Raw genomic sequence first — 25796 nt, forward strand, 5'->3', positions numbered from 1 at the left:
CTCTCCCGTGGACGTTCCCAATGAGGGCGGTCTGAGGAGTGGTTGTTGGTCCGCCTATTTCCTGAAGCGGGTGCCGAACGGCGAGTAGCTCACGAGGGACCAGAAATGTGAGCTTTGTGTGAAGGCTGAGCTACTTGAGCTTCGGCACTCGCCTTCACATGGGAGGGGCTTGTCTCGTCGCAGCCCACGGAAAAATCACCGGATCACCACGAGGAGAAACCAAATGAGGTTCCCCGCCTTCGGGCTGTTTGCAGCCGTCGTCCTTTTGACTCAGGTCGGCACGGTCGTACACGCCGACGAGATGATTCGCATGAAGCTGGCGATGGATGAATTCGGCAACTGCACAGTCAGCGTCGAGTCCACCGGTGATCCGCTGGACAAGGCGACCGAGTTCACTGGTGAGGCGGTTAAGTCATCCCGACTGCCGAAGACGACGATCCTCAATAACAAGAAGGGTTTGGTCCGTCTCGTCCACGATTTCTCCAACCCGGACGAGTTCGACGTACTGTTCACGGAGGTTTTGGGAAAGCCGCAGAACGCTCGATTCGATCAGCGATTCAAAGCATTGACGCTGACATCGACGAGGGAGGACGACGCACTCGTCACCTACGCCTACCGTTTCAAGCCGCCATTTACGGTCATCTACGACCGCTATCCACTCACAGACGACACGGTGCTGCTAACGGCAATCGGCTTGGGGACGCTTGAAGATTCCCTGCACATCAACCTGTTCTCGCTCAACAGGAGTGACAAGTCGTCGGCGAAGCTGGCAGCTTTCTGGATCGAGACGAAACCAAACGGTCAGCAGGACCGCATTCAGTTGATCGATCCCTTCGAATTCAAGCTCGACAAGGGTGTCAGCAAAACCTTCCGACTTCCACTACCAAACGCAAAGATCGAGACGCCGTGCTTCCTATCGCTCAAGGGGAAGAGCCTTCAGCATTCAGTTCAGGAAATCGCCGGTCTCCTGATCGAAGGGAAAATCACGCCGTTGTACGGCGTGGGATTTGACGAACGGCGAGGCGTGGTCTTCGCCAAGCAGGTCGTCAAGGGAAGTCTGGCAGAACAGGCGGGCATTCAAACCGGCGACGTGATCGTTTCGGTCAACAACGAGAAGCCGACCAGTATCGAGGAGGCGACGAAACTACTCAGCAATACCGTGCTTGGCGACACGGCGACACTTGAGATCGAGCGGGCTGGTAGGAAGCAAGTCATCACCATCAAGAGTGAGTGAGCATTGACAACTTGTGAATTCCTTGCCATCCCCGATCAGGACGCCGCCACGTGACGAAATCATCCCAAGAACTGTTTTTGGAGATCGCAGCCAGCGACGGCGGACGGCTGACGGAAGAGTCCGCAGCAAAGTTGGAAGGGCTACTCGGTAGCCTCAAACCGGGCGAACGAACCGAATGGTTCCCCGCAGCACATTTTCTGTTGGGATTCCACTACGGCGGCAAATTCTGGGGCGACGGTTTTCCCGTCAAGGCTGCTCTGCCCGATGCGGAGGCAAACGTCAGCGTTGAGGTAATCGATCACTTCACTGCCTTTTTGAAGTCCTCAAATCGACCGTGCTTCCGGCTGATGGTCGGCGACGAGGAGATCGAACTTCCCGACTTGAACAAGGAATGGTGGGCGACGTTCGGGTTTGATCTGAACGGGTTTTACAACGGAATGTTGTCAGACCCACGCATTCCCCTGTGCGGCGAGAACCAGAAGGAGATCGACCTGATCGGGGTTGCTCTGGATCGTCTTGCCTTAGCGTATTACCTGAGCGGCGACCCCAAGAACGCTGCTGATTCACTTGCCGCAGCATTGGTGAGTCCATCGGCGGAGTTTTGGTGGGAATATCCGAGTCAAGCCGATGTCACACGGCTCCTCGGTTGGATTGGATGGTTGTACTTCGATGCAGGAGACTACGCCAAAGCTGCTGCCTTCTTGCAACGGTGCTTCGTGGAACTGCGTCATCAGCCAGACGAAGGCTCGTCGCCAGTGACCGCTGCTTTCGTGCGGCTGGTCGAGATGTATATGCTCGGCGGGAACGATGGATTTGAGTGGCGTCATGCCATCGCTGAGGCTGGAAACATCGACTCCTACGGCGACTTCCTTCCGACCGGGACGCTGGATCGTGGCTGCGATGCGTTCCTCTTGCGATTGGCGATTTCACATGCAGCCATCGGCGATTTCCAAAAGGCGATGGATGCCGCCGACTTGTGCGTCAAAATCGGTGAGCCGCTCGAAGACGTGCAATTCGAGGTCTATCAGGATTTCAAGCCGGTTCCATTCCCCGAAGCTCGACTTTTTCGTGCGGCGTTAAGAGTCAGACTCACACGAGGCGATCTTGTCCTGACTGACTTGGCTCTCTGCCAAGAATGGTCTGACTCGCATCAAAATGAAATCCGTGCCTTGGCGTGTCTGCAACTGCTCCACCGCTCGAATGCTTCCGAGGTTGAAGGAACGCCGTTCGCTGGATTGGCGAGCCAGATTTCAAAAGCAGTGCCAGATGAGCGTTCAGGGCTTGAGCGTCTGTGCCAATCCTTCCTCACGGAACTGCTCGACGGATCACTGGTGAAGAGCGGTTTTCGTTCGACCAAGGCTGAAGAAGCAGCAAGTCATCTCGGCGGACTCTTGGAGGCTGATCGAGATGAGTGACGCCGCCGACCGATCCATTCCTTCGCAAATCCTCGGTCGCCGAGTTATCGGCATCTGCCCGGAATGTGAGGGCAACGGTGTGCTGTGGGGATACGACGGCGAAACACATTGGGCGGATCGTTGCAAAGTTTGCAACTGCGTTGGCTTCATCCTTGACATGCCGCTCGATCCGCCAGATGAATCGGACCAAGACGACATTCCTTTCTGACCCAATAGAAGGAGACGCATTTGCCCGACGACCGCACTCCGCCGTGGTTGATCCAACTACGCTTTTTTCTGATGTGTTCGCCAGTAGGAATCATCGCTGCGATCCTGCTCGCTCCGTTCGCCCTGCCGCTGCTCCTCGGTTTTGGCATCACACTGTTCTTGTTTTGGCACGGCTCACGGCTCTTCACCAACACGTTCGTCTGGTTCTTCGATCCAAAAGGGTATCAGCAGTTGCAGGAACGGGGGATTGATCCGTTTTACAACAGTCTGGGAACTCCGCTGAACAACGATAGCGACACAGTTCGCATGTACGGGCATGAGCCGAATCAAGGGAACCAGACGGACAAGCTTTGTCCTGAATGCTGGGAACCGGTGTGCATACAGCGGAACGTGAAATCCGTTTGCCCCAACTGCAACGCTCACTGGCACAACAACCAATGGTGGAAGTGGGACGGAGCGAAATGGCAGCATGTGGATTCAATGTGACCCATCACGAAACTGAACGGCGATCTCCTGTATGACCGTGTGATCGAGGTCAAGTTCCAGTAGCGTCACCAAGGCTTGACGTGCCAAGAGTGGCTCGTCGTTGGCGATGATGTGACGAAGTGCAGCGACCACATTTTCATCGAAGACGAGCAAGCTCTCGACCGTATGAATGGCTGTCATTCGGACAAGTCGATCTTCGTCTTTAAGCAACGAAACGACCTGCGGCACGAATGACTGCACCGACTCGATTCCCATCTGCTCAGCTTCCACTCTGATGACGCCGAGTACCAGCCGCTTCACTTCGCCTGCACCGGTTTCGAGTTCTGTCATGAGTGTCGGCTCACATTCTTCCCAACCGAACGACCTGATGCGGCAACAAAGTTCGAGAGTGGTGTGCGGCGTTGTTGGGTTGGCGAGCAATCGCAGCAGTACCGGAAGCTGCTGCCGGAATTCTTTGTGTTCTGCGGTCATGTTGATTGTCTCCTCGTTCTTCTGAGCGAGGGTCCGCCTGCCAATGGCTCAACCGACTGTGAAAAACGTGTGAAGACATGGTCCATTTTGAGCTATGTCGTTTCCGGTACTCGCTCAACCAAGAGGAGGGTATCGGACCAGTGTTGTCCGCCCAGAACCATTGAAGGGACAACAGCAACAGGAAACGAATCGGCACATGAGCGACTATGATCTGATCCGGCGAGACAACGAGTATCAGAAAGAAATCCGGCGACGGAAGATGACCGACGCCGCCAAGATTGGACTGCTGGTCACCCAAAACATCCAGCAGTTCCAGACCAACCAGATTCTTGCTCAGGTCCACAGTGAAGCCTGCCGCACGAATCAGTTCCTCGGTCACATGGCAGGTACGCTCGATCAGATCGCCCACATGCAGGCGACTCACTTCGAGCAGGTGCAGCGGGAGCGATCTCTCAAAGAAGTCATGTTCCAATTCGAGAAATTTCTCGATGAGACCGAGGCGTATGGTGATCCGGTCGCTGCTGCTTTCGGCATGAAACGACTGTTCGAGGTTCTCGATCAACCCGGCAACGGGTTCTCGACGGCTGACCTGTCTGACCTCGGCGACAAGCGGCACTTCGACGGACTCACGACGAGAGCCAAAGGACTACTGACGGGTTTGCCCCGCCAACAGTTCGACGAGATGGAGCAGTTCGAACAGTTGCTCGGCGTCTATTACGAACGAAGAGCCACCGGGTTCAATGCAGAAAGGGCATTCCCGAAGAAACAGCACGTCAAGTTGTCGAAGGAGTTTCGGCAGGAACCAGCCAGCCCTCCTCCGCCAAAACCATCGCACTCGCTGACCGTAGCAAACAAGGCGGACTCAAAGGCGGTTTTCCAAGCTGGATGTGGTGGATGCCTTTCGGTGATCGGAGGTCTCGGCGTTCTCATGATGGTGTCGCTTTTTCTCACGGGCGAAGGTGATTCGACAAACCCCATCGGTCCTATCGTCTTCTACCTCCTGCTTTGTGTGGGTGGAGCGGCACTTCTGCTGATGTTCTTTCGAGGACGTGAGGAGAGAAAGGTGCTTAAAGAGCAAGCGGAGCAAGAGCGGAACGAAGCACAACGCCAGCACGTACTCAATCACAAAACAATGTTGAAGAGTTGGGAAGGCAAGAAGCGGGAGGAAGAATCCAAGATCGCAATAGCAAACCAGAAGATCGATGCCGACAACGCCGAGATCGACGAGAAGCGTCGGCAGGCGACAAAGCTGTTTCAGGCGACGATGGAAGAGATGCGATCACTTTTGAACAAGTTTTTGGACCAGCACCCACCGATCCGAAAGTTCGTCGCTCGTGTCTGAAGCAGCATCGCTTCCAATCTCGCAATCATCAGGAACCGCATGGTCAACGCCTCACAGCCGCAGAAATCAACGATGCAGCAAATCCGAGAATGGATCGACTTTGCTCTCGACCGAAACGAAGTGGCTTACCTGTCGAACATGATCCGTGTTCGCTGGAACAAAAGGTTCATCAAAAAGTTTGCCGATACCGGGTACGGCAAAAATCCCCCTCGTGGCATCATTCGTATCGGAACCCGGATTTGGGAACGTGCTTCGGAGACGGAACGCCGTAAGACAATCATTCACGAGACCTGTCACATCGTTGCATTTCACCTGCACGGCACGGAGATCAAGCCGCACGGTGCAGAGTGGAAGGCGGCAATGGCGAAGTGCGGTGTCGAACCGATCCGCTGCCACGATGTCAATCTCTTCGGGATCGTACTGTTTCGGGTGCTGGGGTGCCCAAAGCCCGAAGATGAACGCTGCACGTTCAGCCGTCGCACCTTCACTCACATGAAGCGAACTGGGGCGATCTTCCACTGCACAATCTGCGGCAAGGGTATCGGTGCCGAGCAGATCGAATGCTGATCGTCACGAGAGCGAACCCGGTATGGCAGCAATCTATCTGATTCTTGGGAGGTTCAAGATGCCCGCCTCTGATCAAATCGATCCCAACATCGTCGGAACTCGCCTTGCGGAAGCTCGAAGGAAACGAGGGATCACTCAAGAGGATGCCGCTAACTATCTTGGGTGCGGTCTACCGACGCTGATTGCCATCGAACAAGGTACTCGACAGCCCAGCGGCGAAGAAATAGTCGCTCTGGCGAAGCTCTACGGACGGCAGGTCAGCGAAATTGTCCGTGGTGGAGAGCCGCTTGCCGATCCCCCTAATCCGGTGACGGACGCCCGCTTTCCTGATCCGCATGTGTTCCTCGCAGTTCAGGCATTCGATCAAGGTGAACTAAGCGAAGGTGAACTGGCATCACTCCTTCGGTGCGACCGAGTGTCGGCACGTGAGATCGTCGAACAATACTGGACGACCACCGAATTCCCCGAAGACGCTGACGTGTGAGCCTTCAAAACCTTCGCCCCCGACGAGAGTCGGAGCGGCGGCGATTTTTAGATTCGACTTCCGGTAGAAGTCTCAGTCCCCACTGCCAGATTCTCAATTTGCGAGTTCACAAAAATGTAACCAGCGGTATCGCCCTACCGACCGGGGGTGGGGAACTCGCATTCGAGAAAACGTCTGGAATTGTTGCATTTGAAGTTCTGCAACGGACGCCCGGTCCGGTGTCAGCGAACCTGCGAGTCGGCGTCTTCGGCGTGATTGCTGTCGATCACTGAGGCAGAGAGCATGACCCGGCATTTCACCGGCACGCCGTCAATGTCCAAGACGATCTTGCCGCAGCCAACGAAGCCGAAGCCTCCGGTTGAGAACTCTTTCGCCGTAACGTCGATCACTTCCGCAATCTTGGCAACGACCTCGGTGCCCGCTGGTGCGTGGGTCCGAAACTGCTGCTTTGAGATCGGGCACAGTCGGGGAAATCGTGTTGCAGTTGTCATCAAGTATTCCTTTCTGTGGAGGAATAAAGGTCCGCCGAGCCGAAGCCCGGCGAACCTCGATCAACCAAGCCATCACTCACGAGACCAGCCGAAGTAAAACCTTGGGTTGGCTTGAAACATCAGGCTTCCCTTGGTCCCGTCGCTGCGTCGGCGGGCGACGACGAAAGGTGCCATGAAGCCGAGAACCTCGAACTCATCCTGAAGCTGGCTCGTGTCCCAGACCTGCCCGTGTTTGGCTTCCAGATACTCTCGACTCCCCGGCTCGGCGTTGATCTCGGCGACCATCTCACGGCGGATCGATTCAGTGGCGTCAGTCATTCGTGCGACTCCCGAAAGGTGAAGGTGATTGTTCTGGTACTGGGATGCGGTCCGATCAGTATTCGTCGGGGAGAAGCAGACATGTCGAAGAGCGGTCGGCTTCGGTGATGACCCACAGCTTCGTCCCATCCTTGAGCAGATAGCTCGACAGGATTCGCTCGCCGTTGGTGACTGCTTCCTCGTTGGTCTGTTGGTCCTCTTCGTCGAGTTCGCCCGAATCGAGAACGACATGACGTTGAAGGAACTCCATCGGAGTTTGCCCCGTGGATTCCAAGGCTCCGAGTGCTCCGGGCGTAGCAACAACCTGACCCAATGCGAAGCGTGGCTTCTTGTTGTTGGCGGTGACCATTATGTCTCCTTGTGTTGAAGAGGGTTGGTGATGCTTCAACTGGTTGGTCCCATGACGGATTGATCTGTTCGCCAAACGAAAAGAGCCGAGGCATCCTTGCCCCGGCTCTTCGTCCCTCAGTTGTTCGCTATGCTTCGATTTCATCCCAGCAGAACTCAGTCGGCTTCATACCTTCCGCAGGCAATCCCTCGCCGTGGTACGTGCAGGGGAACGGTGTCTTGTTCCCTTCCTGCCCGTGGATCATCAGGTGATCCAGATCGAGAACCTGACCGCTCGGTCCGTAGTGCCGATCCTCTTCCGGGTAATCGCCGAGGTTTGCTTCCTCGACGACAACGTGATGCCCGTACTTCTCATTGTCCGCCAGTTCGTCGATGGCGTCTGACATGCTGTCAGCTTCGACGATGAGGAAGAACGGGGAGTAGCTGCCGCCGATCTCGATGAGCCACGTCTTGCCAAACCAATCGCCGGGATTGATGACTGGAATGTCTTTGAGTTCGTGACCGTGGAATGTTCCGCTTGCAATGATTGTCGCCATGCTCGTGTCTCCTGTTTGAGGTTGGTGATACGAGCATGGCTGCGGTCCGATCACGCTTCGGCGAGTTCCGCTTGAAACGCCTCTTCATCTTCGGCATCAACATCGCCGAAATACTTGGCGAGATACGCTGCTTGACGACGTGCTTCGTCGTCGGTGCAATCGTCGATCAACTCGCCCCGGAACAGCATTCCGCTTTCGCCGAGAGCGTAGCCGATGATGAACCGACCACGAGGGAGACGGAACATCAGAGCGAGTGATCCCGACCAGAACCGCTCGATGATCTCGCAGCGGCAGTCCAGCATGGTCTTGCCGCACCATGTCGTCAGCGTGATGCCGTAGCGGTCCCCTTTGGTGTACCCGGTGATGTTCCGCCCGACGACGGAACCACCGAGAGCGGCGAACTCCCGACCTTCGTGTTCGATGATGCCAATCTCGATTTGTCCCTGTCGTTCGCAACGAGTGCTTGTCATGTCCGTCTCCCGTCGTGGTGATGTTGAGTTGCCAACACCACGACAGGGCGGTCCGAACCTCCCCCACCGATTTGTTGTCGGTTAGAATCAGGGGCGGAACGCCGTGGAACACAATCCGCAAGTAGGTAAGTGAGATGGACGACGATTTACTATTTGTCATTGACGAAACAGGGACGACCAATCGACCAGACCTCTCTGGGGAAAGCGATTTCGGGGTCGGTGGAGTCATCTTTGAGGCAGCAGATACGAGCCGACTTGTTGATGCAGCCCGACAGATTGGCGATTTGGTCAATAAGAAAGACTACAAGTACAAACACGTCCAGTCCAATACTGATGCTCGACGTGTTTTCGTCGAAGCAGTGATGCCACTCGTTCGACCCGCAGGCGTTTTTGGGTTCTACTCGCCCGGAGCTTCCCTACTCAATGAGTAGGATCGAGCGGTCCAAGAAATGAGCTTTCTCGGCACCGATGATCAAGGCGTAACGGCAAGTATTGCCGAAGCCATTCGGGGCGGCGACGGCGATGCACACCTTCAGGTGTTTTTGGGCTATTTCGCCTCGTGTGTCATCACTTATTCAGGAGGAGTGGGTCGCACAATACAGGTCTGCTGGGATCGCCGAACGGATTTGGAACAGTTGCAGAAATACTGCGATGAACTTCGAGATTACTACCGGTCGCACCCGTCGTTTGGTGACATTTCGGGAAATGTTTCGTTTTCGCATGTGGCGGACGGGGAGCGTGCTGCAATTGCTAGGCTTGCTGGTGTGTTGGCAGGCGACGTGCGATTCTTCTTTCGAAAGCATGGTGAAGGAATCTGGTCCCGTCTCGCCGATGCTGTGCGTGTCACGGAAGAACCAACCATCGAAACGTACCAGTACGAGAACCTAGCCAACATCACGAGAGTGGCAATTGTGGACGAAGCCATCGCTGACGCAGCCGCACTTCCGGGTTCGAAAGACACGTGTATGCTCAGAGAGTATGCTGACCGGTTCATCAGCGGTCACTTGTCGTTCGCTTCCCCGGAAGGAAAAATGGGGCATCTGCTCATCCACAATGCCAGCAATTGGGAGATTCATCAAATCCCAGATTAGGAGTTTCACAGCGGGATCACTTCATACTCAACGGCATCGCCTTGCTCGATGCGACGAACGGCACCCAAAGCGTCGAGTTCTCGGTCGAGTGTCATCCGACACAGAGAGTTTAGCTTGCTGGTGAAGCTGAGAGCGACCGGATGATTGAAGAGTTCTTCGCCACGAACGCCGCTCTGTTGCAGGGCGAGCAGATGCCGATGGAATGATCCGACGATGGCGACGATGTTCACGCCGCATTGCACGGCGTCCGCATCGCTCGCCGCTTTTCGCTGAATCTCGTCCGCTCCGTTTGCTACCGCTGTTCTCATTGTCGTCGTCATCGTTTTCTCCTTGAGAGTGAGAGTTGTTGATGACGACAGCGGTTGGTCCCAAGAAGCGACCACCCCAATAGAATTTTCATTTGGGGCTTGACTGGTAAGCTATTGCTTACCTATTATCATTGAATGATGACACAACAAACTGCTCCTGACGTTTTCGTAGCTATTAGCCACCCCGCACGGCGGCAAATGCTCGACTTATTGGCAGACTCAGAATGTGCAGTCAAGACTCTAGCAGCAAGATTCGAAATGAGTCGTCCGGCAGTGTCACAACACCTTCGTGTGTTGCTCGATACGGGGCTTGTTACAGAAAAGCGGAATGGTCGAGAGCGGATTTATCGACTGGCACCAGATCAATTATCTCATGTTAAACAGTGGATTGCCAAGTATGAGCGATTCTGGGATGAGCGATTGCAGCGGCTTCACAACCAACTGATGGAAGGAAACAAAGAGTGACGGAATCGGTTCGCAGAGTATTGATGATTCCCAAGCCACCAGATGTAGTTTGGCGTGCGATAGCAACCAGTGAATCGCTTGCTGGCTGGATGTATCCAAACAATTTCGAGCCAAAGATTGGTCATCGCTTTACTTTTGAAGTTCCACCAAAGCCAGAAGTCGGTTTTGAAGGACTTAGCATTCAGTGCGAAGTGCTAGTCTGTGACGTTGCAACTCGGCTTGTCTTCTCTTGGGCGGCTGGACACCTGAAGGACACGAAAGTCAGTTTTGAGCTACAGCCCGAAGGAATTGGTACACGACTGCTCTTTGAACATTCTGGCTTCGATATTTCGCACCCTTTCGGCAAGCAGGCTTTCCACGGTGCAAGACATGGATGGGGCACGATGCTGGATAAGCTGAACGAATCACTCTAGCGGTCCACATCACGACTACCTAAGGCAAAATAAAATGAACACTCTAAGCTCAGTTCTCCAAGTTCTCCTTGCTATCCACACAGCCATTGGTGCCGTCTGGAAATTCTCCAATACCGCCGAACAAACAATGCCTTCATTGCGAGCGATTCCGAACGCTATGTGGTTGGGACTCAGTGGGATCGAGATTCTTGTCTCAATCTGCTTACTGATGCCCTTTGTCTACAAGCCAGTATCTCAGTTGGTCCCAATTGCCGCAGTATTGATCGTAGCCGAGATGTTGCTTTTTGCCTGTTTACACTTTCGTTCTGGCGACAAGGCTTTCGGTCCTGTCGTCTATTGGCTCATTGTGGCAATAGTGTCCGGTGTGATTGCATACAGAAGATTCTCATGTGTAGCAGGCGAAGCATAGTTCTCAAATTCAAACTGAATTCAATAGGTAGTCTGACTGCAAGACTTTGCATCGAATCGTCCTTGAGCTTATCTCGCCGGTTCTGTCGTATGGAACTAAAGACCATGATCAGCAACATCGAAGAATACTTTTCAAATGGTTGTGGACGTTGTGATCGGTTTGCCACGGCTGATTGTTCTACTCGCAAGTGGGTCCATGGCTTAGAGGAACTCCGTCACATTTGCATCGAGTCTGGACTCGAAGAGACAGTGAAGTGGGGTCACCCTTGCTATATGCATAGCAATCGGAACATTGTTGTTATTGGTGCATTTCGCACAGACTTTCGGCTCAGCTTCTTCAACGCTTCACTAATGAAAGATCCTGATTGCGTCTTGGAGAGACAGGGTCCAAATACCCCTCATCCTGATATGTTTCGATTCAATGAGATGCAGCAAGTAGCGGCGTTGAAATCGACAATCGTGTCGTACTTGATGGAAGCAATTGGCTATGCGAAGGCTGGCGTTAAGCCCAGTAGGCAGACGAGCAAGATTGAATTGCCCGTGGAACTCGTGGAGGCACTGGAATGTGACAATGAGTTAGCTGATGCCTTTCACAGGCTTACGCCGGGAAGACAGAAGAGCTACGTTATTTCCCTCAATTCAGCGAAGAAGGTCGCAACACGAGTATCTCGAATTATCCAGTTTCGAGCGAAGATTATTTCTGGCAAGGGTGCGACAGAGCGGTGATCGAGCAAGAAGGAAATTAGTGTTCCTTGTCATATTTCTCGTGGTCGTCATCGATTTCTCCTTGAAAGTGTGAGTTGTTGATGACGACTGCGGTTGGTCCCAAAACAATCAGAACGGCAAGTAATTTCCGCTCGAATCAGTTGGTCGTGCATGAAGGTATCGCCCCGTCGTCGAGATCGACGAATGCCCCAAAGTCGCCTGCACCAGATGAATCGGGCATCCTCGGTCCAGTGCGTGTGAAGCATGGGCGTGGCGGAACCAGTGACACGATACGTTCTTGTCGATGCCAGCTCGTTCGGACGCCTTGCTGACAATTCGCCACACGGCAGACTCATCGAGATGACCTTTCTTTCTGCTTCGGAAAACCGGAGCTTCTGGTGAAGCGTTGGAATCCAACTTTTGTAATGCTTCCCAAACAGCTTGAGGCATCAGGACGGTCCGAGTCTTGCCGCCCTTTCCATAGACGGTGATCTGACCTGCGGAATCACGTTCCTGTAAATGACGCCACTTGAGTGAGCAGATTTCCGAGACTCGAAAGCCCCCGGCATAAAGTGTCAACAGGATCGCACGATTTCGTGGTTGCGGTTCGAGCGAAATAATTCGTAGTACGTCCACTTCAGACAGGATTCGGTCCGCTAATTCATCACGGGACGACGGCAGTCTCATCGCACGTCCAACATCAAACGTCAGATAGCCCAGGCGGAATCCGAAGGCAAACAGACTTTTGATTGCGGTCAATGCACGCCTCACAGAAGATGGCTTCAGGCAGGACGGAATGTCGTCCGTGTAATTCTGAATGTCGATCAGCTTGATTGAACGCAACGGCTTATTCGTCGATTCAAGAAACTTCGCAATCTCTCGTCGGTACGCTCGCTGCGTGTTCTTCGGGCGACCGTGCAGCCACAGTTCGATGAGTTGGTCATCGGTGTCGGCTTGTTGGACGACCGGTCCGACGACTTCGCTGCCAGATTCGGGCGAACGCATGATAATGGCACTTATCGTGCATAATTCCGCACAGTTTTCGGATCGGTCATCGGACATCTTTCGCACACCTTTCGTACAGAGTTCACACGGCTTTGCCACACACATCACACGGAGATCACACAGACCTCGCTCAATCTCCGACGCTTCCCGCACATGGTCCGAACGAATCCTGCCAAACTCTAAACAGACTTCGCACGAACCCGCTTCACACTTCGCCGGACAATCACGCAGACCCCGCACGCTTCAAGTGTCGGAAGACTGTGCGAAGAATGTCATTTTCGTCCTGCCCGGCAGTCCCCTGCGGATAGCACTGCTCAACCGCACCGGCGACCATCGAGGTCGTCAGACCCGACAAACCGAGTGCCGCCAGACCGTCCATCAACTCGGCGTGGTCCTGCTTCGGCTTGGGCTTCGGCGTCGTCGTCTTTGTCTCTTTGGGCGTCTCGTTGTCCCGTTGGTAGAACAAGACGTACTCGCCGTTCACCCCGATGCCGAGTTCCTTCGCCTTGATGTTGTCTTCGACCTGACTGGCGTTGTAGTACGGTCGTCCATTACTCAGCTTGAGCGGAGCATGAAACGTCCCTTTGCGAACGTGCCAGTAAAACTGACTGCGACTCATGCCCAGAAGCGAACACATCTTGGACACGGTGATGGCAGCTTTCGGTTGATTCTCGGTCATGGTCCCCACACTCATCGAATGATCTCCTCACAAAAACCGGACTGTTCCCGCACAAAAAGATCAGGCACCATGCCTGCTCAAATGCTCGACACCCTTCGGCGTCAAGGCTCTTCCCTTGTCGCCTTTGGTGATCAGACCGAGACGAATGAAATCCCGCTCGAACATCTCGATGGTCTGCCTCGGCAAACCAAGATGTGTGGCGATCACGTTCAAGCGAACCGGTCCCTGATGTTCCTTGAGGAGTGTCAGGTATCGCTGTTCAACCGGATCGAATCCGAGCGAGTCGAAACCTTCGATGGCGAGCATCTCTTCAACGTGCGACGGCTCGATTGTGTCGGACGATTTGGATGATGCCGTTCGCTTCGCACTGTCGAGCAGGCGAACCGCCAAGCGTGGAACGCCACGACTTCGATACGCCAACTCCTGCACCGACTTCAGATCGATCTCCCAACCGAGCCTTGTGGCTCGCTGAGAAATCAGCAGCAGCATTTCGTCGTCGCTGTAGTGCTGTAATCGCAGCAGTATCTTGAAGCGGTCCCTCATGCTTGTCGTGAGCAGGTACTCGTCCGTCGTTGCACCGATCAACGTGAACGGCGGAAGTGTCACCGGCTTCCGATTGCCACCAAGGAACAGCTTGCGTTCTTCGATGGCACGGTACAGAGACACCTGAACGGTCTCGCTCAATTCGTGTATCTCGTCCACGAGCAGAATGTGTTCGGGTTCCAGCATCATCAACAGACCTTGCATCTGAGCGATGCTGCCGATGTTCTGAGCCAACTCAACGTGGCATTCAGTACAGAGTTCCTTGGCGATCAGTTCCGTCAGCAGCGTCTTGCCGGTTCCACCCGGTCCGCACATCAGGAGATGCGGGAACGCTTCCTTTCCACCGCTCCTTGATCGGTCGTGCCAGTAGGCATCGAGAGCGGTGCGAAGCACTGAGACGGCACGTTGTTGCCCGACGACGTGGTTGAGGCTGGTGATGATCGGTTCGGTGTTGTTCATTGAATGGTTCATCCTCGGATTGGTCCGGTCCTGTCGTGATTTGTCAAGCGGCAGATGTTCGATAACGTCGAGCTTCTGTTTTTCTCTGCTCGTGCATCGTCGCCGTGGTCCGCTGGATCGGTGCGAGCCGGTAACCTCGCCGCCGTAGTTCACGCCGCAACGGGAGCGTGTCCTGTCGTCTGGCAGGCGTCGTCGCTTGCATGACGCCGTGAAAATCGGCACCGCCATGCTGCCCGATGTGTTCATAGCTCAAGCAGTACCAGCCATGCCGATCCGAAGGGATCGTCGGGAACAGGGCGATGATGGTGCCGGTGTCCTTCCATCTGCGGAAGATCACGAACGTCCTTTCTGTTTTCGCTTTCACGCTGAGTTCTCCTCTGTTTGTTTGGTGGTCCGGTTCACTCGACTTCCTCTACGGAGCGAATTGAGGGAATGACATGCTCGCTGACGGGGACGCCGAATTCGTGAAGCTGCTCGGCAAGTTCTCGGTTCTCATCCACGGACAAGCCGAAGTCGTCAGCGACCTCGATGTATTCGAGAGAGTCATCCACCGGGTCCGCTTCGCCATAGAGGAGCTTTGCGATGGCTTCCGCTTCGCTGCTGGCTTCGACTCGATACTTGGACGAGTGAAGCTCATACTGCTCGATCTCGTACATGGGCATGATTGTGGTTCTCCGTTAGTGCCAGCGAAGACGTGAGAGGCGTTCCTCTTCGAGTCGCTTCGCTCTGCGTTCCCACATTGGTCCGCAGATGACTTTGATTCTGGCGATGACTCGATAAGCCTTTTCCAGCTTGCCTTGATCCTCGTACTCGAAGATGCGAAGGCGGATTCGCCGCAGCATTCGTTCGTATCTGTGGAACCGCTGGTTCTCACGAATCTTTCGTTGCAGCGATTTAGGTGAAAGCAGAATGCGGTCGGCGTCATCGATCATGCGTTGGCTCCGGGTGAAGGTGAGGCATCGAGTTCGATCTTGATGCCTCACCATTCCGGTCCGCTTACTCTTCGTCTTCGATTCGCTCGAAGAGAGCGTCCATCGCACGACGCAGCGAGTCTTCAGACGGGTAGCCGCCTTGGTCACCGCAGCATTCGATCTCGCTGCATTCGTTGTCGGACAACCAGTCGTAGACTTCGTACTGCCAGTTGTCCGGCAGTTCGTAGTCATCCCGCAGCCGCCAAGCAGCATCGACAATGTTCTCGACGGTCGCTTCGTATTCCCGATTGCTTAAGTCTTCTTCATCCAGAATCGGATACGCAGCCAGCGACTCCATCAGCTTGTGGAAGGTCCGAAATGCCTTGGTTATTTCACCGTCTCGGAAGACTCGCATTGAGAACCCGTCGATGTGACCTACAGCCCAATGGCTGTGGGATTCTTCCACAACATCGGGATCATCACCCTCGGTGAACGATGCGAGTGCCTGTCGAATCTGCTCTGCGTTGGACTGGTCCAGCAGACCGCTGTCACGATGCTGGCTATAGTGAATCATCCAGTTTTCTGGTCGTTCGAGTTCGTCCTTCCGCCACCACACGAAACAGTCGAAGTCACGCCAGTTGCCAGCCGATTCCGTCGCCGCATCCTCAATCGTCTGATCACCGAGATGTATTGCTGTCGCCATCGCTCGTTCTCCGTTTGTGGTTGGTTACCGTCACGGTGAACTGCGATTGGTCCGACATTGGTTGGCGTAGAAACAGAAAGAGCCAGCGAGGGTGAGTCGCTGGCTCTTGGGAGAGTTGAGTCACGCCAAGACCGATTCGGCTTGGCGTGAAAAGCTCAGCACGAAGTCAGCCGCTTTGCTGGCAGCGGTACTCGCCTTGAAGATGAAGCGGGGATCATCGTTCAACGCCTTGAGCCAGTTTTGCAGGTAGGCGTTGACGTTGGTGAGATCGTCGCTGTTTGGAATCTCCAACTCAGCACACAGGAACGCTGCGGACATTTCCGCTCGCAATTCGCCCTCAGCGTAGCTGCCGGTCCAGTTGCATCGCTTCTCGCTCCAATGACTCAGTTCGTGCAAGCAGGTGGCGTAGAATTCCTTCTCACTGGCGAACTGATGTTTCGGAACCATCTGGATGTAGTCCTTCGACGGAACGTAGAAACACTTGTCACCACCGAATCGAATGTTCGCTTGTGTCGCAGCGATGGCTTGCTCAGCCGGTTCATAATCGATGAAACTCGGTGCCATTGCATCAGGCTCGGTGTCGTGTAAATGCCGCAGGTGGTCCGGCAATTCGACCTGCTCAGCAGAGAACACCGTGTACTGCTTGAGCATGGCGAACTCGACTTCGATCTCTTCGCCGGTCTTCGGGTCTTCCTTGGTCTTCTTTACTGGGGCAAAATAAATAATGGAGCAACCCCATTCTCCGGGCTTCACATGGTCCGGTCTTTTCATGACCGAAGCACTGAGGTCACGCCATTGGTTGAAAGTGGCGTACCACTTGTTTGTGAAGCCGTGCTCCTGCCGGTGCAGTTCCAAGAGCAGTGGGTTGATGCCTCGGTATCGCTTCCCGCTGACGACGTTTGCAGGCGAGCCGCAGTTCGGCGATGACGACCAAGGCTTCCGCCAAGGAATGGTTCCAGCCTTGAGCGACTCGATGATCTTGTTGGTGATTTCCGCCTGAATGTCTTTCGTGGACTTGCCCATTGTCGTTCTCCCGTTGAAGGTTGGTTGGTGACAATGGCTGCTGTTGGTCCCTCTGGCAGTTGCAACTTTGCAACTGACCATGAAACGCAAAAAGGGCTGGTCACCAATGAAGATGTCCAGCCCTTTGAGTTGATGTTTCAGGAATCGATCAGGCGACGGCGAGTGCCTCGTCTTGAACTGGAACGAGTTCGACGATCAGATTGTCCGTGACGACCTTGCCCGTGCGTGGCATCTTGGGAAGCTGAGCGATGAGATCGTTCTTCACGGCTTTGATTGCTGTCTCGACCTGCTCAATGCGATTCTTGATGACGTGATTGTCATCGAGTCCATCGTCCATCGCTTCCGTCAGAGCTTCACGCAACAGGTCCAGAGCGACATCCTGATTGATGCCTGCCTTCTCCCAGAACAACGCCAGTGTCGTGACGAGCGGGATGCTGACGGTAGGAGCAATCATCTGGTCCGCATGTTTGACGACCGAGCCACGGACACGAACAACGAACTCTTCGTCGATCTGGTGCCGTCCTTCGGACAGATTCAGTTCTTCGTTCTTCCAATGCTTGGCGAGAAGGGCTTGGGCGTTCATCATCGTCTCCTGAGTGGATGAGATTGGCGATGATTGACGACCTTGGTCCGTTCTCTTGACTCCTCAGTTCGCCCTACCGACAAAGAAGCAGTAGCCGAAACTGTCGCCGCATTCCTTCCACAGATCAATCTCATGCTGCAAGCTGTCAGCCAAGGATTGTGCTGCGGGATTGTCGGAATGGCTCGACCGGTACGTCGTGATATTCTCCTGCAACGGACCGTAGTAGTTCTGCCAATCATCGGATGGCAAGATGAAGTGCTCAACGTGGTCAAAGCCTGCTACTCGAATCATGGCGAGGTTGTCATCCACAGTCATCATCGAGGGATATTCCGAGTCCCAGAAATCTTTTGCCCTTTGCGGCGGTTTCTGTGTCAGCCACACAGCTTCCGAGACTGCGATGTATCCGCCTGAACGCAATAGTGGTTTCCAGAGCCGCAATCCATGCTCAAAGCCGATGTTGTAAATCGCTGCTTCGGACCAGACCATATCAAACGAGTTCTCTGGGAACGGCGGTTCTCCCATATCGGCTCGAACTGTCTTGATCCGATCTGCGATGCCATTCTGAACTGCGGCATCCACAAGTGTGTCGAGAAACGGCTGATGGATTTCAACGGCGGTCAATTCGCATTCGATACTGCGAGCCAACGGGATCGACGCAACACCAGTGCCGCAACCGAACTCAACGATTTGGGGTCTTGGCGGAAGGTCTTTCAGCAGCGAAAGAGCTTTCAATGTGGAGGCTTCGCTCCCCGGTCCCTTTCGGCTGACACCCTCGAAGAACGAGAACATCATCTCCATCGAAGGTTCGGTCTGTTCAGTCACGGCTTGTCTGCCAAGGCTCACACATTCCTCAAGCATCTTTGCCAACGGTTCTGGATCAGCGAGACGATGATCGCTTCCAATCTCAATGAGCGTTTCAGATGGAAGGCTGCTATGGGCGACAAGCTCTTCCGAATCGCTGAAAGGAATCACATCGTCGGCTCGGCTGTGAAGGATGACTGAGTTCGCCTTGAGGGTTCTGGCGGTTCCCCAATTCTTCCACGCCGGACAAAGAAGGACGAGCGGTATTTCGCCCGACTCAATGTTCATGGCGACTGCACCGCCACGGGAAGAGCCAACGATCACATCCGGTCGGTGCTGATCAAACTCGGCTTGAGCAGTGCGAACCGCCGCATCGAAATCGTCATCATCAAGTTTCGGGTTAAGTACCTCGTGACCGGCGTCTTTGAGATACGTCGGTTTGACGCCGCCCGGAACTGAGTGCCAACCGTGGAGGAAGAGGACTTTCATTGGCACTCAGATAAACCAAGGCGTAGCTTCTAGTGTTGGATGCAGCTTGAACGGCTCTCGCTGCCGGAGGAATGCTGCTGTCAGGTATGCGATGTCACTTGCATATTTGATCGTGATTGGCTCGCCACAAAACGAATCCGTTGAAGCCCAATTGAGTTTGGTAAGGCTGAGGACTTGCAGAGCGAGGCTGCGTTGATCGTAATCGCTCGGTGCGTCGTCCTTCGCTGCGAAATGTAAAGCCGTCAATTCAAGCGGGTGAGGAGTGCCCATCGCTTTCCGATATGGGTTTGATCCGGTGGTCGAAAGCAGAATCCTCTGACGAGAGAGCGGCACATAACTTCCACGACGCACACTGCCATCAGTCTCTGGTTTCGTATCAAACATGCGACTGTTGCCGTGGCTATTGATCCAGACAAATGTGACCGTCGAATCTGGTGCGACTTCCCGTACTGCTTTCAGAATGGCGGTCCGGTCTTCCCTCGCAATTCTTACCGAGTGGTGGATGACCAGACTCGCAGAACTCGGCAACGAATGTGCCTGCTTCAGGCGTTCAAGTGTTCCCTTTGCCAGACCGCTCAAATGCCGGGAACGTTCACTTACCTCGAATGTGCTCGTGTTGCCTGTGTAGAAGACCCATCGTCCATAGTTGTTGAAAACGTTAGCGAACCCCATGATTCGTGTGCCGTCTCTTGATTCGGTATACGAAAGTCCTATGAAGAAGTTGGCGTCAGGAATGCGGTCAGGCAAGACCCACGGAGTAATTCCACACTTCGCCGTGATGTTTAGGGCGAGATTCAAGTCTTTCCAGTCGGGATTGCTGATAGTCGGTGAATCGACCATTTGACATGGAATACCAGCCTCAAGCAATCTCCGCTTGATCACATAGTACGGCGACGATTCATCGTCGCTGGAATATCCTGCTTCTGGACTTTGAACCAGAAAGATACGATTCAGTTTCCTGTCGCCGATCCAATCTGGATTCTGCTTCAGCAAACGCTCCGTCTCTCCGTCAAGTTCTCTCGCCGAAGTGGCATTGAGAATACTTCGGTATGAGAAGCGTGTGCTGAACGTCCGCTCCGATCCACGATACTTGAACTTGCCCTCCATCAGCCGATGGATGAGTCCTTCCATTCCTGACCTGAAGTGGTCGATGCAGAGAGGAATGATTTCAATTGCATGTTCGTCATTGTCGAATGACCCAAACTTTGTGATACCCTCACGAACATCAGATGAAGCGTTCCGGTCCCTAAATAGCACTTGGGGTTCATTGAGGCGATAGACAGCAAGCGAGGTTCCGTTGCGTCCCTGTTCACGCAGTTCGACGGGCGAGGAGGACAGGGAGACTTCATATTCCCCAAATGCAATCGGAAATGCATGGGCAGCAATATCAGCAATAAACTGCTGAATCTTTTCGGCACGCATCCTTGCTGCCGCCTTCTCAGATGCGAGGCTGGCACGTTTGATTGCCGCATGAAGATCAACGGTGATCTTCTCCGCTTGAAGGAGTGTCTCAATCTGACTAAGCGACAGGTTGGGGATCACTTCTGAAGTGGCAACTCGTTCTTCAGATTCCGTATCAAAGAATTGCACCGTAGTCCAATCAGCGTCATTCGCAATGATTCTTCCTTTTCGCCAACCGGATGCATTTGCGGTGCATGTTCTTCCCACAACCTCGCTAAGTGGCAGGTGGTTCAGAACCTTATTCAGTTTGGCAACATTCAATACTTCGCACCGATAGTCAACGGACAGTGAGTGAGTGCCGAAAGACTCTGCGTGCTGGATGGTGTATGCCGGGTACAATCGGACGAAGGCATGGGCTTCCCGAATCAGGGGCAACTCATTTCCCTTGCGGTGGCAGGTGATCCGACTGAAGGAGGAGCGGTCGATGTACCAGCCTTGTGCGTCGAGAGCATCTCGCACGGTGTTCATGAATTCGCCGCTGCGTTGCCGAAACTCAAATGCAGGTACGTTCTCTGTTCCCCGACGAATATGCAGCGGATAGTGATTTAGAGTCTCCGTTGCTTTTGTTTGGGATGCAGCGAGGATGGCGGCTTCACGCTGCTGTGCGTTACTTTGCAACCTCACAATCGTTTCAGATTTGGTGAGATGCACGAATGGAGCGGGAAGCTTAAGAGCTTGCATCTCCCTCGTCATCGTCTTGGTGCCCTCACTGATGGCTAAAACAAACGCCTTTCCGTCCGGGTCACGCATCAGCTTAAGCCAACTCAACAGCTTGGAGTTCACGGGAGTCGAGTCAAGCGATTGGCGATCAAGCTGGAAATCGTCAGGCAAGTCGAGGTCTCGCTGGACAATCCGTCCAGCGTTCTTGACGACGAAAGCATCGAGGTAAGCCTCGCATTCGATTGGTGTGTTTCGACGATAATCCCGATGAGCAACAGCATTTACAATTGCTTCGTCAACGGCGACTGGCGGCAACTCTGGCTCTTCGACAAATCCACCTTCAGGTCTGCGAATGTCGAATCTCTTAAAGAAACCGGATTCCCGAAAGAACGAACGAGTGGCTCTGATTTGCGAGGCAAGTGGACCCTTGAATTCCTTTTCAAACGTGTGTTTGCCTCGGTTCTTGTGGTCGCTCGCAGGCACTCCGAACCTGAGCAAGCGAATATGGGCGTATGGGTAGACTCGTTGTGGATTTGCTGAAAAGAACAGGACGCCCGGAGCCGTGAACCACCAATTTTCATTGCGTGAGATAATCGCTCCCGCTTCTTTCAGCAACCGCACATCATCAAAACGGTCGCCAGCTTCAGTACAGAACACTTTACGGAATTCAGCCAGAACATCGTGATCAATATCGGCTTCGTCGAATTCACAAACAGGGTCATTCTCGAAATTCACCAGCCCCTTCTGAACTCGGAGATGCTCTCGCATCTCGTCTGTTTTGACAGGCACGCTCTGTGTGCCGTTCCGCACCCACGCCTCTGGTGGCGTTCCGTGTGTTTCGCAAATGCCCGTCGTGGACCACCCGCTGAAGATGAGACAGAGATTGTTCGGTTTGCCGCTGTGGTCTGCACAGGAATAGTAGCTGACTTCTGCACGCTGGCACCGTAGCAACGAACCTATATCGGTGATGCTGTTCAGTTCAGTCTCACTCAGATGATCGACTCCTTCGACCTGACCAGAGGATGTGATGCCGAGTACCAGCAACCCACCCTGCTGGTTTGAATTCGCAAATGCTGAAGCTGTCTTAGTGACGAGCTTTCGAACGTTGTCGAGTTCTTTTTTGTCGATCCCGCCGCCCGCTTGAATCTGACCAGCCTGTTTCCTGTCGAAGTGTTTTCCTTCGAAATCGTCATCACGAGGAGTGGTCAAGAACGACCAATGTGATGCCGGGTCGTCGAAGACATCTCTGGGATTCGGGCGTGCCATCAGTATCGAAACTCCATTGCCGGGCAATCGTCACCGTCTTCGTGATCGTAATGCAATCAATGCGTCTAACTCCCCATCGGACAACGCCGCCAGTTCTCGAAAAACTTCCGGTCGCTGCTGAATTCGCCTGAGAAGCACTTCTGGCACCCGGTCGGTCAGGAGCAACAACTCGTCCGCATCGGCATCGAGGGCTTCAGCCAGCTTGAGGACGAAGCTCTCGCTGGGATAGTCACCCACGTTCAGTCGCTCGTTCTCGACCTTCGAGACGTAGGACAAGCTGACCGACAGCCGCTCGGCGAGCTTTTGCTGGGTTAGACCTCGCAGTTTTCGGAGTTCTCGAACTCGGTCGCCGAAACGCATCGCTTCGCCTGTGCCTTGATTGCCTGAAAGCCCCCTCTACTGTATGGTAGTGGTACAGTTTGGTCAACAATGGAAGGCAATCACGGCGGCGATGACACCGTATCACAGTCAATACTGGGCACATCTGCTGACCCTCAAGGGTGCAGGCGGCAGCATCGAGAACCTGACACGTTCGATTTCGAACGCACGGGTCGATCTGAATCCGCATCAGGTCGATGCCGCCTTGTTCGCCCTTCGCTCGCCACTTTCCAAAGGTGCCATTCTCGCCGACGAAGTCGGACTCGGCAAAACCATCGAAGCCGGAATCGTCCTGTCGCAGCGATGGGCAGAACGCAAACGTCGCATCCTGCTCATCGTTCCTGCCACCTTGAGAAAACAGTGGCAACAGGAACTCGACGAGAAGTTCTACCTGCCATCGGTCGTGCTCGACGGTCCACGTTTCAACCAACTGCGGAAAGCTGGAAACGGCAACCCGTTCATGCAGGATGACGCCATTGTCATCTGCTCTTACCACTTCGTTTCCGCCAAGGCTTCCAGCGTTCAGGGCGTTCCGTGGGACTTGGTCGTGATCGACGAAGCACATCGTCTTCGGAACGTCTTCAAACCGCAGAGCCGAATGGCTCGCCAGATCGCCGACTCGATTGGACCGGCTCACAAGCTCCTGCTGACCGCCACGCCCCTTCAGAACTCGCTGATGGAGTTGTACGGGCTGGTCAGCATCATTGACGAACATGTCTTCGGGGATGCCGCTTCGTTTCGAGACCAGTTCGTCAAAGCGGGTAGCGAAGCCGAACGCAACCAGCAGCTTCGCTCTCGCCTTAATCCCGTCTGTATCCGCACGCTGCGGAAGCAGGTGGTCGAATATGTCTCGTACACCAAACGCATCCCGATCACTCAGGACTTCACGCCGAGCGACGAAGAACACCAACTCTACGAAAGCGTCTCCGCATTTCTGCAACGAGAATCCCTCGTGTCGCTTCCAGCCAGCCAGCGACATCTGATCACACTGGTGCTGCGAAAACTGCTGGCGTCCTCGACGTTTGCCATCGCCGGAACCCTGCATGGTCTGGTGGATCGCCTTCGAGTGATGCAGCGTGCTGCTCAGCGTCAGCAACCCGCTCCAATCGCACCTGTTGTTCGGGAACCGGAGGAAGAAGACGATTCCCTCCTCATCGACGAATCCGATTTTGAATCGATCTGCGAATTGCAGGACGAATGGGAAGCTGAAGACGAGGACTCTTCAGACAACCCAGCCGAGGCGACCGCAGAAGTTACAAAAGTTGCAACTCAGCAAGAGCACGAAGCAACGCTCAAGCCCGGCGAGTACATCGACCCGAAGAAGATCGAAGAAGAACTCGCAGAGCTTCTCGGTTTCTCACAGCTTGCCAGTCGTATCACGATCAATGCCAAGGGAGAAGCGTTGCTGCCTGCGTTGGAGACTGCCCTCAATCGAGCGGAACAACTTGGAGCGAAACGCAAAGCCGTCATCTTCACAGAGTCTCGCCGCACACAGACCTACCTCTTCGAACTCCTTTCGCATAAGGGATACGCCGGTCAACTTGTGCTGATGAACGGCTCGAATGCCGACCCGTTGTCGAAGCAAATCTACGAAGACTGGTTGAAGCGACACGAGGGGCAGGACTGCGTCAGTGGCTCCAAGCCCGTTGACATCAAAGCGGCGATTGTCGAAGAGTTCCGAGACCGAGCATCGGTGCTGATCGCAACCGAAGCCGCCGCTGAAGGGATCAACCTTCAGTTCTGTTCGTTGGTCGTCAACTTTGACTTGCCTTGGAATCCCCAGAGAATCGAGCAGCGTATCGGTCGCTGTCACCGCTACGGTCAGCAGCATGATGTTGTCGTGGTCAACTTCCTGAACCGACGCAATCAGGCGGACGAACGGGTCTTCGAGCTACTCAGCGAGAAGTTCAACCTGTTCGACGGCGTGTTTGGCGTCAGCGATCAGGTGCTTGGTGCCTTGGAATCCGGTGTCGATATTGAACGCCGCATTGCTGCTGTCTACCAGACATGCCGCACCCCGGAGCAAATTGCCGCCGCATTCGACCTGTTGCAGTCCGACCTCGATGGTGAAATTCAGACTCGATTGGAAGATACCCGACAGGTTCTTTTAGAGAACTTTGACGAAGAAGTCACCACTCGCCTTAAAGTCCATCGAGATCGCACCCTCGAAAGTCTCTCCGACCGGGAACGCTGGCTGCTGAATCTCACTCGCAGCGAGTTGAACGGCGAGGCGGCGTTCGAACCCTCCGAACCTCGGTTTCGTTACACCGGGGACGTAGCACGACACGGCTACTACCACTTCGACTGGAAGAAGGCGAACGACAACGGGGACACCTTCTACCGCCAAGGTCATCCACTGGCGACCAGCATCATCGAATCCGCTCTTGAGCGGAAGTTGAACACGGCGACCCTGACTTTCAACTACTCGGCGTATGGATCAGTCGTCAGCCTGCTCGAACCGCTGATCGGCGAATCCGGCTGGCTGGAACTCTCTAAATTGTCGATCACATCGCTCGATACCGAAGAGTTCCTGCTGTTGGCAGGTCGAACGGACAGCGGCATCGAGATGGATGCTGACCTCTGTGCGAAGTTGCTCCTGATCCCGGCTTCGGTGTCTGACACCGTCGATGGTTCGTCGCCTGATCTTTCAGCGACACGAGACGCCGAAATGACCAAACGTGTCCGTGAGGTCGAGCAACGTAACATGAAGCACTTTGACGAAGAAGTGCTGAAACTGGACCACTGGTCCGACGATCTCAAGCAGGGTTTGGAGCGGGAGATCAAGGAACTCGACAAGGAGATTCGGGAAGCTCGCAAAGTGGCGGCATTGGCGGCATCGCTCAGCGAGAAGCTCGAAGCCCAAAAACAAATCAAATTGTTGGAACACAACCGCAAAGAAAAACGGAAGCGGCTGTACGAAGCTCAAGACGAGATCGACAGTCGCCGGGATGAACTGATTGGACAAATTGAAGTTCAGCTTGGTCAGCAGAAGAGTGTCACTTCGCTCTTCTCGGTACGTTGGCGGCTCGAAAGAGCCTGAAGCCCCAAGCACGAACCTCACGCAAATAAATACGAA

34 protein-coding genes and 1 pseudogene are annotated in these 25796 nt (G+C 54.2%); 15 read left to right on the plus strand and 20 right to left on the minus strand.

Annotated elements, in window-relative coordinates; all coding sequences use genetic code 11:
• The first annotated feature begins 223 nt into the window (after window positions 1-223).
• The 4 genes from SH287x_RS06120 to SH287x_RS06135 are packed head-to-tail and all read left to right on the plus strand — an operon-like array spanning window position 224 to window position 3342.
• Window positions 224-1234 carry a PDZ domain-containing protein gene (locus SH287x_RS06120; RefSeq protein ID WP_479517688.1) on the plus strand — a complete coding sequence of 337 codons (1011 nt, stop codon included), beginning with the start codon at window positions 224-226 and terminating at the stop codon, window positions 1232-1234.
• A gap of 50 nt (window positions 1235-1284) precedes the next feature.
• Entirely contained in the window at window positions 1285-2649 is a 1365-nt protein-coding gene (locus SH287x_RS06125; protein WP_479517689.1) for a tetratricopeptide repeat protein, read from the plus strand.
• Window positions 2642-2857: a hypothetical protein gene (locus tag SH287x_RS06130; protein WP_479517690.1), complete on the plus strand. Its 216-nt coding sequence runs from the start codon at window positions 2642-2644 to the stop codon at window positions 2855-2857. The genes SH287x_RS06125 and SH287x_RS06130 overlap by 8 nt, the downstream gene beginning before the upstream one ends.
• Before the next feature lie 20 nt (window positions 2858-2877).
• Window positions 2878-3342: a hypothetical protein gene (locus SH287x_RS06135; RefSeq protein WP_479517691.1), complete on the plus strand. Its 465-nt coding sequence runs from the start codon at window positions 2878-2880 to the stop codon at window positions 3340-3342.
• Here SH287x_RS06135 and SH287x_RS06140 read toward each other — a convergent pair.
• Window positions 3334-3813: a HEAT repeat domain-containing protein gene (locus SH287x_RS06140; protein ID WP_479517693.1), complete on the minus strand. Its 480-nt coding sequence runs from the start codon at window positions 3811-3813 to the stop codon at window positions 3334-3336. The two genes, SH287x_RS06135 and SH287x_RS06140, sit on opposite strands and share 9 nt — an antisense overlap.
• A gap of 196 nt (window positions 3814-4009) precedes the next feature.
• On the opposite strand from SH287x_RS06140, the gene SH287x_RS06145 reads away from it, so the two are divergent.
• The 3 genes from SH287x_RS06145 to SH287x_RS06155 are packed head-to-tail and all read left to right on the plus strand — an operon-like array spanning window position 4010 to window position 6206.
• Complete coding sequence (locus SH287x_RS06145; protein ID WP_479517694.1) at window positions 4010-5155, plus strand: hypothetical protein; 1146 nt, start codon at window positions 4010-4012, stop codon at window positions 5153-5155.
• A 39-nt stretch (window positions 5156-5194) separates the two neighbouring features.
• Entirely contained in the window at window positions 5195-5722 is a 528-nt protein-coding gene (locus SH287x_RS06150; protein WP_479517695.1) for a SprT family zinc-dependent metalloprotease, read from the plus strand.
• Between the two features lie 58 nt (window positions 5723-5780).
• Window positions 5781-6206, plus strand: a complete 426-nt coding sequence (locus tag SH287x_RS06155) for a helix-turn-helix domain-containing protein (protein ID WP_479517696.1) — start codon at window positions 5781-5783, stop codon at window positions 6204-6206.
• 221 nt (window positions 6207-6427) lie between these two features.
• Here the strand turns inward: SH287x_RS06155 and SH287x_RS06160 are convergent, their stop codons facing one another.
• From SH287x_RS06160 to SH287x_RS06180, 5 genes are all read right to left on the minus strand, one after another.
• Window positions 6428-6697: a hypothetical protein gene (locus SH287x_RS06160; RefSeq protein WP_479517697.1), complete on the minus strand. Its 270-nt coding sequence runs from the start codon at window positions 6695-6697 to the stop codon at window positions 6428-6430.
• A gap of 72 nt (window positions 6698-6769) precedes the next feature.
• Window positions 6770-7015 carry a hypothetical protein gene (locus SH287x_RS06165; protein WP_479517698.1) on the minus strand — a complete coding sequence of 82 codons (246 nt, stop codon included), beginning with the start codon at window positions 7013-7015 and terminating at the stop codon, window positions 6770-6772.
• A gap of 55 nt (window positions 7016-7070) precedes the next feature.
• Window positions 7071-7364, minus strand: coding sequence for a hypothetical protein (locus tag SH287x_RS06170; RefSeq protein WP_479517699.1), 294 nt, complete (start codon window positions 7362-7364; stop codon window positions 7071-7073).
• Window positions 7365-7491: 127 nt separating this feature from the next.
• A complete protein-coding gene (locus SH287x_RS06175) occupies window positions 7492-7899 on the minus strand; it encodes a hypothetical protein (protein ID WP_479517701.1) in 408 nt (135 codons plus the stop codon).
• A gap of 50 nt (window positions 7900-7949) precedes the next feature.
• Window positions 7950-8369, minus strand: coding sequence for a hypothetical protein (locus SH287x_RS06180; RefSeq protein ID WP_479517702.1), 420 nt, complete (start codon window positions 8367-8369; stop codon window positions 7950-7952).
• A gap of 134 nt (window positions 8370-8503) precedes the next feature.
• Here SH287x_RS06180 and SH287x_RS06185 point away from each other — a divergent pair, with 134 nt between their 5' ends.
• A complete protein-coding gene (locus tag SH287x_RS06185; RefSeq protein WP_479517703.1) occupies window positions 8504-8800 on the plus strand; it encodes a hypothetical protein in 297 nt (98 codons plus the stop codon).
• 18 nt (window positions 8801-8818) lie between these two features.
• Entirely contained in the window at window positions 8819-9460 is a 642-nt protein-coding gene (locus tag SH287x_RS06190; protein WP_479517704.1) for a hypothetical protein, read from the plus strand.
• A 5-nt stretch (window positions 9461-9465) separates the two neighbouring features.
• Here SH287x_RS06190 and SH287x_RS06195 read toward each other — a convergent pair whose 3' ends face one another.
• On the minus strand, window positions 9466-9780 hold the full coding sequence (locus SH287x_RS06195) for a hypothetical protein (RefSeq protein WP_479517705.1): 315 nt from the start codon (window positions 9778-9780) through the stop codon (window positions 9466-9468).
• Between the two features lie 126 nt (window positions 9781-9906).
• Here SH287x_RS06195 and SH287x_RS06200 point away from each other — a divergent pair, with 126 nt between their 5' ends.
• The 4 genes from SH287x_RS06200 to SH287x_RS06215 all read left to right on the plus strand — a co-directional run bounded on the left by SH287x_RS06200 (window position 9907) and on the right by SH287x_RS06215 (window position 11780).
• The gene (locus SH287x_RS06200; RefSeq protein ID WP_479518672.1) at window positions 9907-10233 is read left to right on the plus strand and encodes an ArsR/SmtB family transcription factor; all 327 of its coding nucleotides are present in this window, start codon (window positions 9907-9909) and stop codon (window positions 10231-10233) included.
• Entirely contained in the window at window positions 10230-10646 is a 417-nt protein-coding gene (locus SH287x_RS06205; protein ID WP_479517706.1) for an SRPBCC family protein, read from the plus strand. The genes SH287x_RS06200 and SH287x_RS06205 overlap by 4 nt, the downstream gene beginning before the upstream one ends.
• Before the next feature lie 34 nt (window positions 10647-10680).
• Window positions 10681-11055, plus strand: coding sequence for a DoxX family protein (locus tag SH287x_RS06210; RefSeq protein ID WP_479517707.1), 375 nt, complete (start codon window positions 10681-10683; stop codon window positions 11053-11055).
• Window positions 11056-11159: 104 nt separating this feature from the next.
• Window positions 11160-11780, plus strand: coding sequence for a YdeI/OmpD-associated family protein (locus SH287x_RS06215; RefSeq protein ID WP_479517708.1), 621 nt, complete (start codon window positions 11160-11162; stop codon window positions 11778-11780).
• Window positions 11781-11888: 108 nt separating this feature from the next.
• Here SH287x_RS06215 and SH287x_RS06220 read toward each other — a convergent pair whose 3' ends face one another.
• From SH287x_RS06220 to SH287x_RS06270, 11 genes are all read right to left on the minus strand, one after another.
• Window positions 11889-12764: a tyrosine-type recombinase/integrase gene (locus SH287x_RS06220; protein WP_479517709.1), complete on the minus strand. Its 876-nt coding sequence runs from the start codon at window positions 12762-12764 to the stop codon at window positions 11889-11891.
• Between the two features lie 223 nt (window positions 12765-12987).
• On the minus strand, window positions 12988-13458 hold the full coding sequence (locus SH287x_RS06225) for a helix-turn-helix transcriptional regulator (RefSeq protein ID WP_479517710.1): 471 nt from the start codon (window positions 13456-13458) through the stop codon (window positions 12988-12990).
• Between the two features lie 45 nt (window positions 13459-13503).
• A complete protein-coding gene (locus SH287x_RS06230; RefSeq protein WP_479517711.1) occupies window positions 13504-14445 on the minus strand; it encodes a Holliday junction DNA helicase RuvB C-terminal domain-containing protein in 942 nt (313 codons plus the stop codon).
• Between the two features lie 43 nt (window positions 14446-14488).
• Window positions 14489-14809 carry a hypothetical protein gene (locus tag SH287x_RS06235; protein WP_479517712.1) on the minus strand — a complete coding sequence of 107 codons (321 nt, stop codon included), beginning with the start codon at window positions 14807-14809 and terminating at the stop codon, window positions 14489-14491.
• Window positions 14810-14843: 34 nt separating this feature from the next.
• Window positions 14844-15107, minus strand: a complete 264-nt coding sequence (locus SH287x_RS06240; RefSeq protein WP_479517713.1) for a hypothetical protein — start codon at window positions 15105-15107, stop codon at window positions 14844-14846.
• A gap of 15 nt (window positions 15108-15122) precedes the next feature.
• Window positions 15123-15377, minus strand: coding sequence for a hypothetical protein (locus SH287x_RS06245; RefSeq protein WP_479517714.1), 255 nt, complete (start codon window positions 15375-15377; stop codon window positions 15123-15125).
• Between the two features lie 64 nt (window positions 15378-15441).
• Window positions 15442-16059 (minus strand): hypothetical protein, encoded by a 618-nt coding sequence (locus SH287x_RS06250; protein ID WP_479517715.1) that lies wholly within the window; start codon window positions 16057-16059, stop codon window positions 15442-15444.
• A 120-nt stretch (window positions 16060-16179) separates the two neighbouring features.
• Window positions 16180-17082 (minus strand): ArdC family protein, encoded by a 903-nt coding sequence (locus SH287x_RS06255; RefSeq protein ID WP_479517716.1) that lies wholly within the window; start codon window positions 17080-17082, stop codon window positions 16180-16182.
• Between the two features lie 148 nt (window positions 17083-17230).
• Window positions 17231-17668, minus strand: a complete 438-nt coding sequence (locus tag SH287x_RS06260) for a hypothetical protein (protein ID WP_479517717.1) — start codon at window positions 17666-17668, stop codon at window positions 17231-17233.
• Window positions 17669-17728: 60 nt separating this feature from the next.
• Complete coding sequence (locus SH287x_RS06265; protein WP_479517718.1) at window positions 17729-18955, minus strand: methyltransferase domain-containing protein; 1227 nt, start codon at window positions 18953-18955, stop codon at window positions 17729-17731.
• 6 nt (window positions 18956-18961) lie between these two features.
• The gene (locus tag SH287x_RS06270) at window positions 18962-21199 is read right to left on the minus strand and encodes a Piwi domain-containing protein (RefSeq protein ID WP_479518673.1); all 2238 of its coding nucleotides are present in this window, start codon (window positions 21197-21199) and stop codon (window positions 18962-18964) included.
• Window positions 21200-21217: 18 nt separating this feature from the next.
• Here SH287x_RS06270 and SH287x_RS06275 point away from each other — a divergent pair, with 18 nt between their 5' ends.
• Entirely contained in the window at window positions 21218-21616 is a 399-nt protein-coding gene (locus SH287x_RS06275) for a hypothetical protein (protein ID WP_479518763.1), read from the plus strand.
• 408 nt (window positions 21617-22024) lie between these two features.
• On the opposite strand, the pseudogene SH287x_RS06280 reads toward SH287x_RS06275, so the two are convergent.
• Together SH287x_RS06280 and SH287x_RS06285 are read right to left on the minus strand one after the other, a co-directional pair.
• Window positions 22025-22342: pseudogene (locus SH287x_RS06280) on the minus strand (AlbA family DNA-binding domain-containing protein); the annotation flags it as partial.
• Window positions 22343-22372: 30 nt separating this feature from the next.
• Window positions 22373-22702 carry a helix-turn-helix domain-containing protein gene (locus tag SH287x_RS06285; RefSeq protein WP_479517719.1) on the minus strand — a complete coding sequence of 110 codons (330 nt, stop codon included), beginning with the start codon at window positions 22700-22702 and terminating at the stop codon, window positions 22373-22375.
• A gap of 91 nt (window positions 22703-22793) precedes the next feature.
• Here SH287x_RS06285 and SH287x_RS06290 point away from each other — a divergent pair, with 91 nt between their 5' ends.
• Window positions 22794-25760, plus strand: a complete 2967-nt coding sequence (locus SH287x_RS06290) for an SNF2-related protein (RefSeq protein WP_479517720.1) — start codon at window positions 22794-22796, stop codon at window positions 25758-25760.
• Window positions 25761-25796 lie beyond the last annotated feature (36 nt).

This window comes from Planctopirus sp. SH287 (assembly GCF_056500625.1).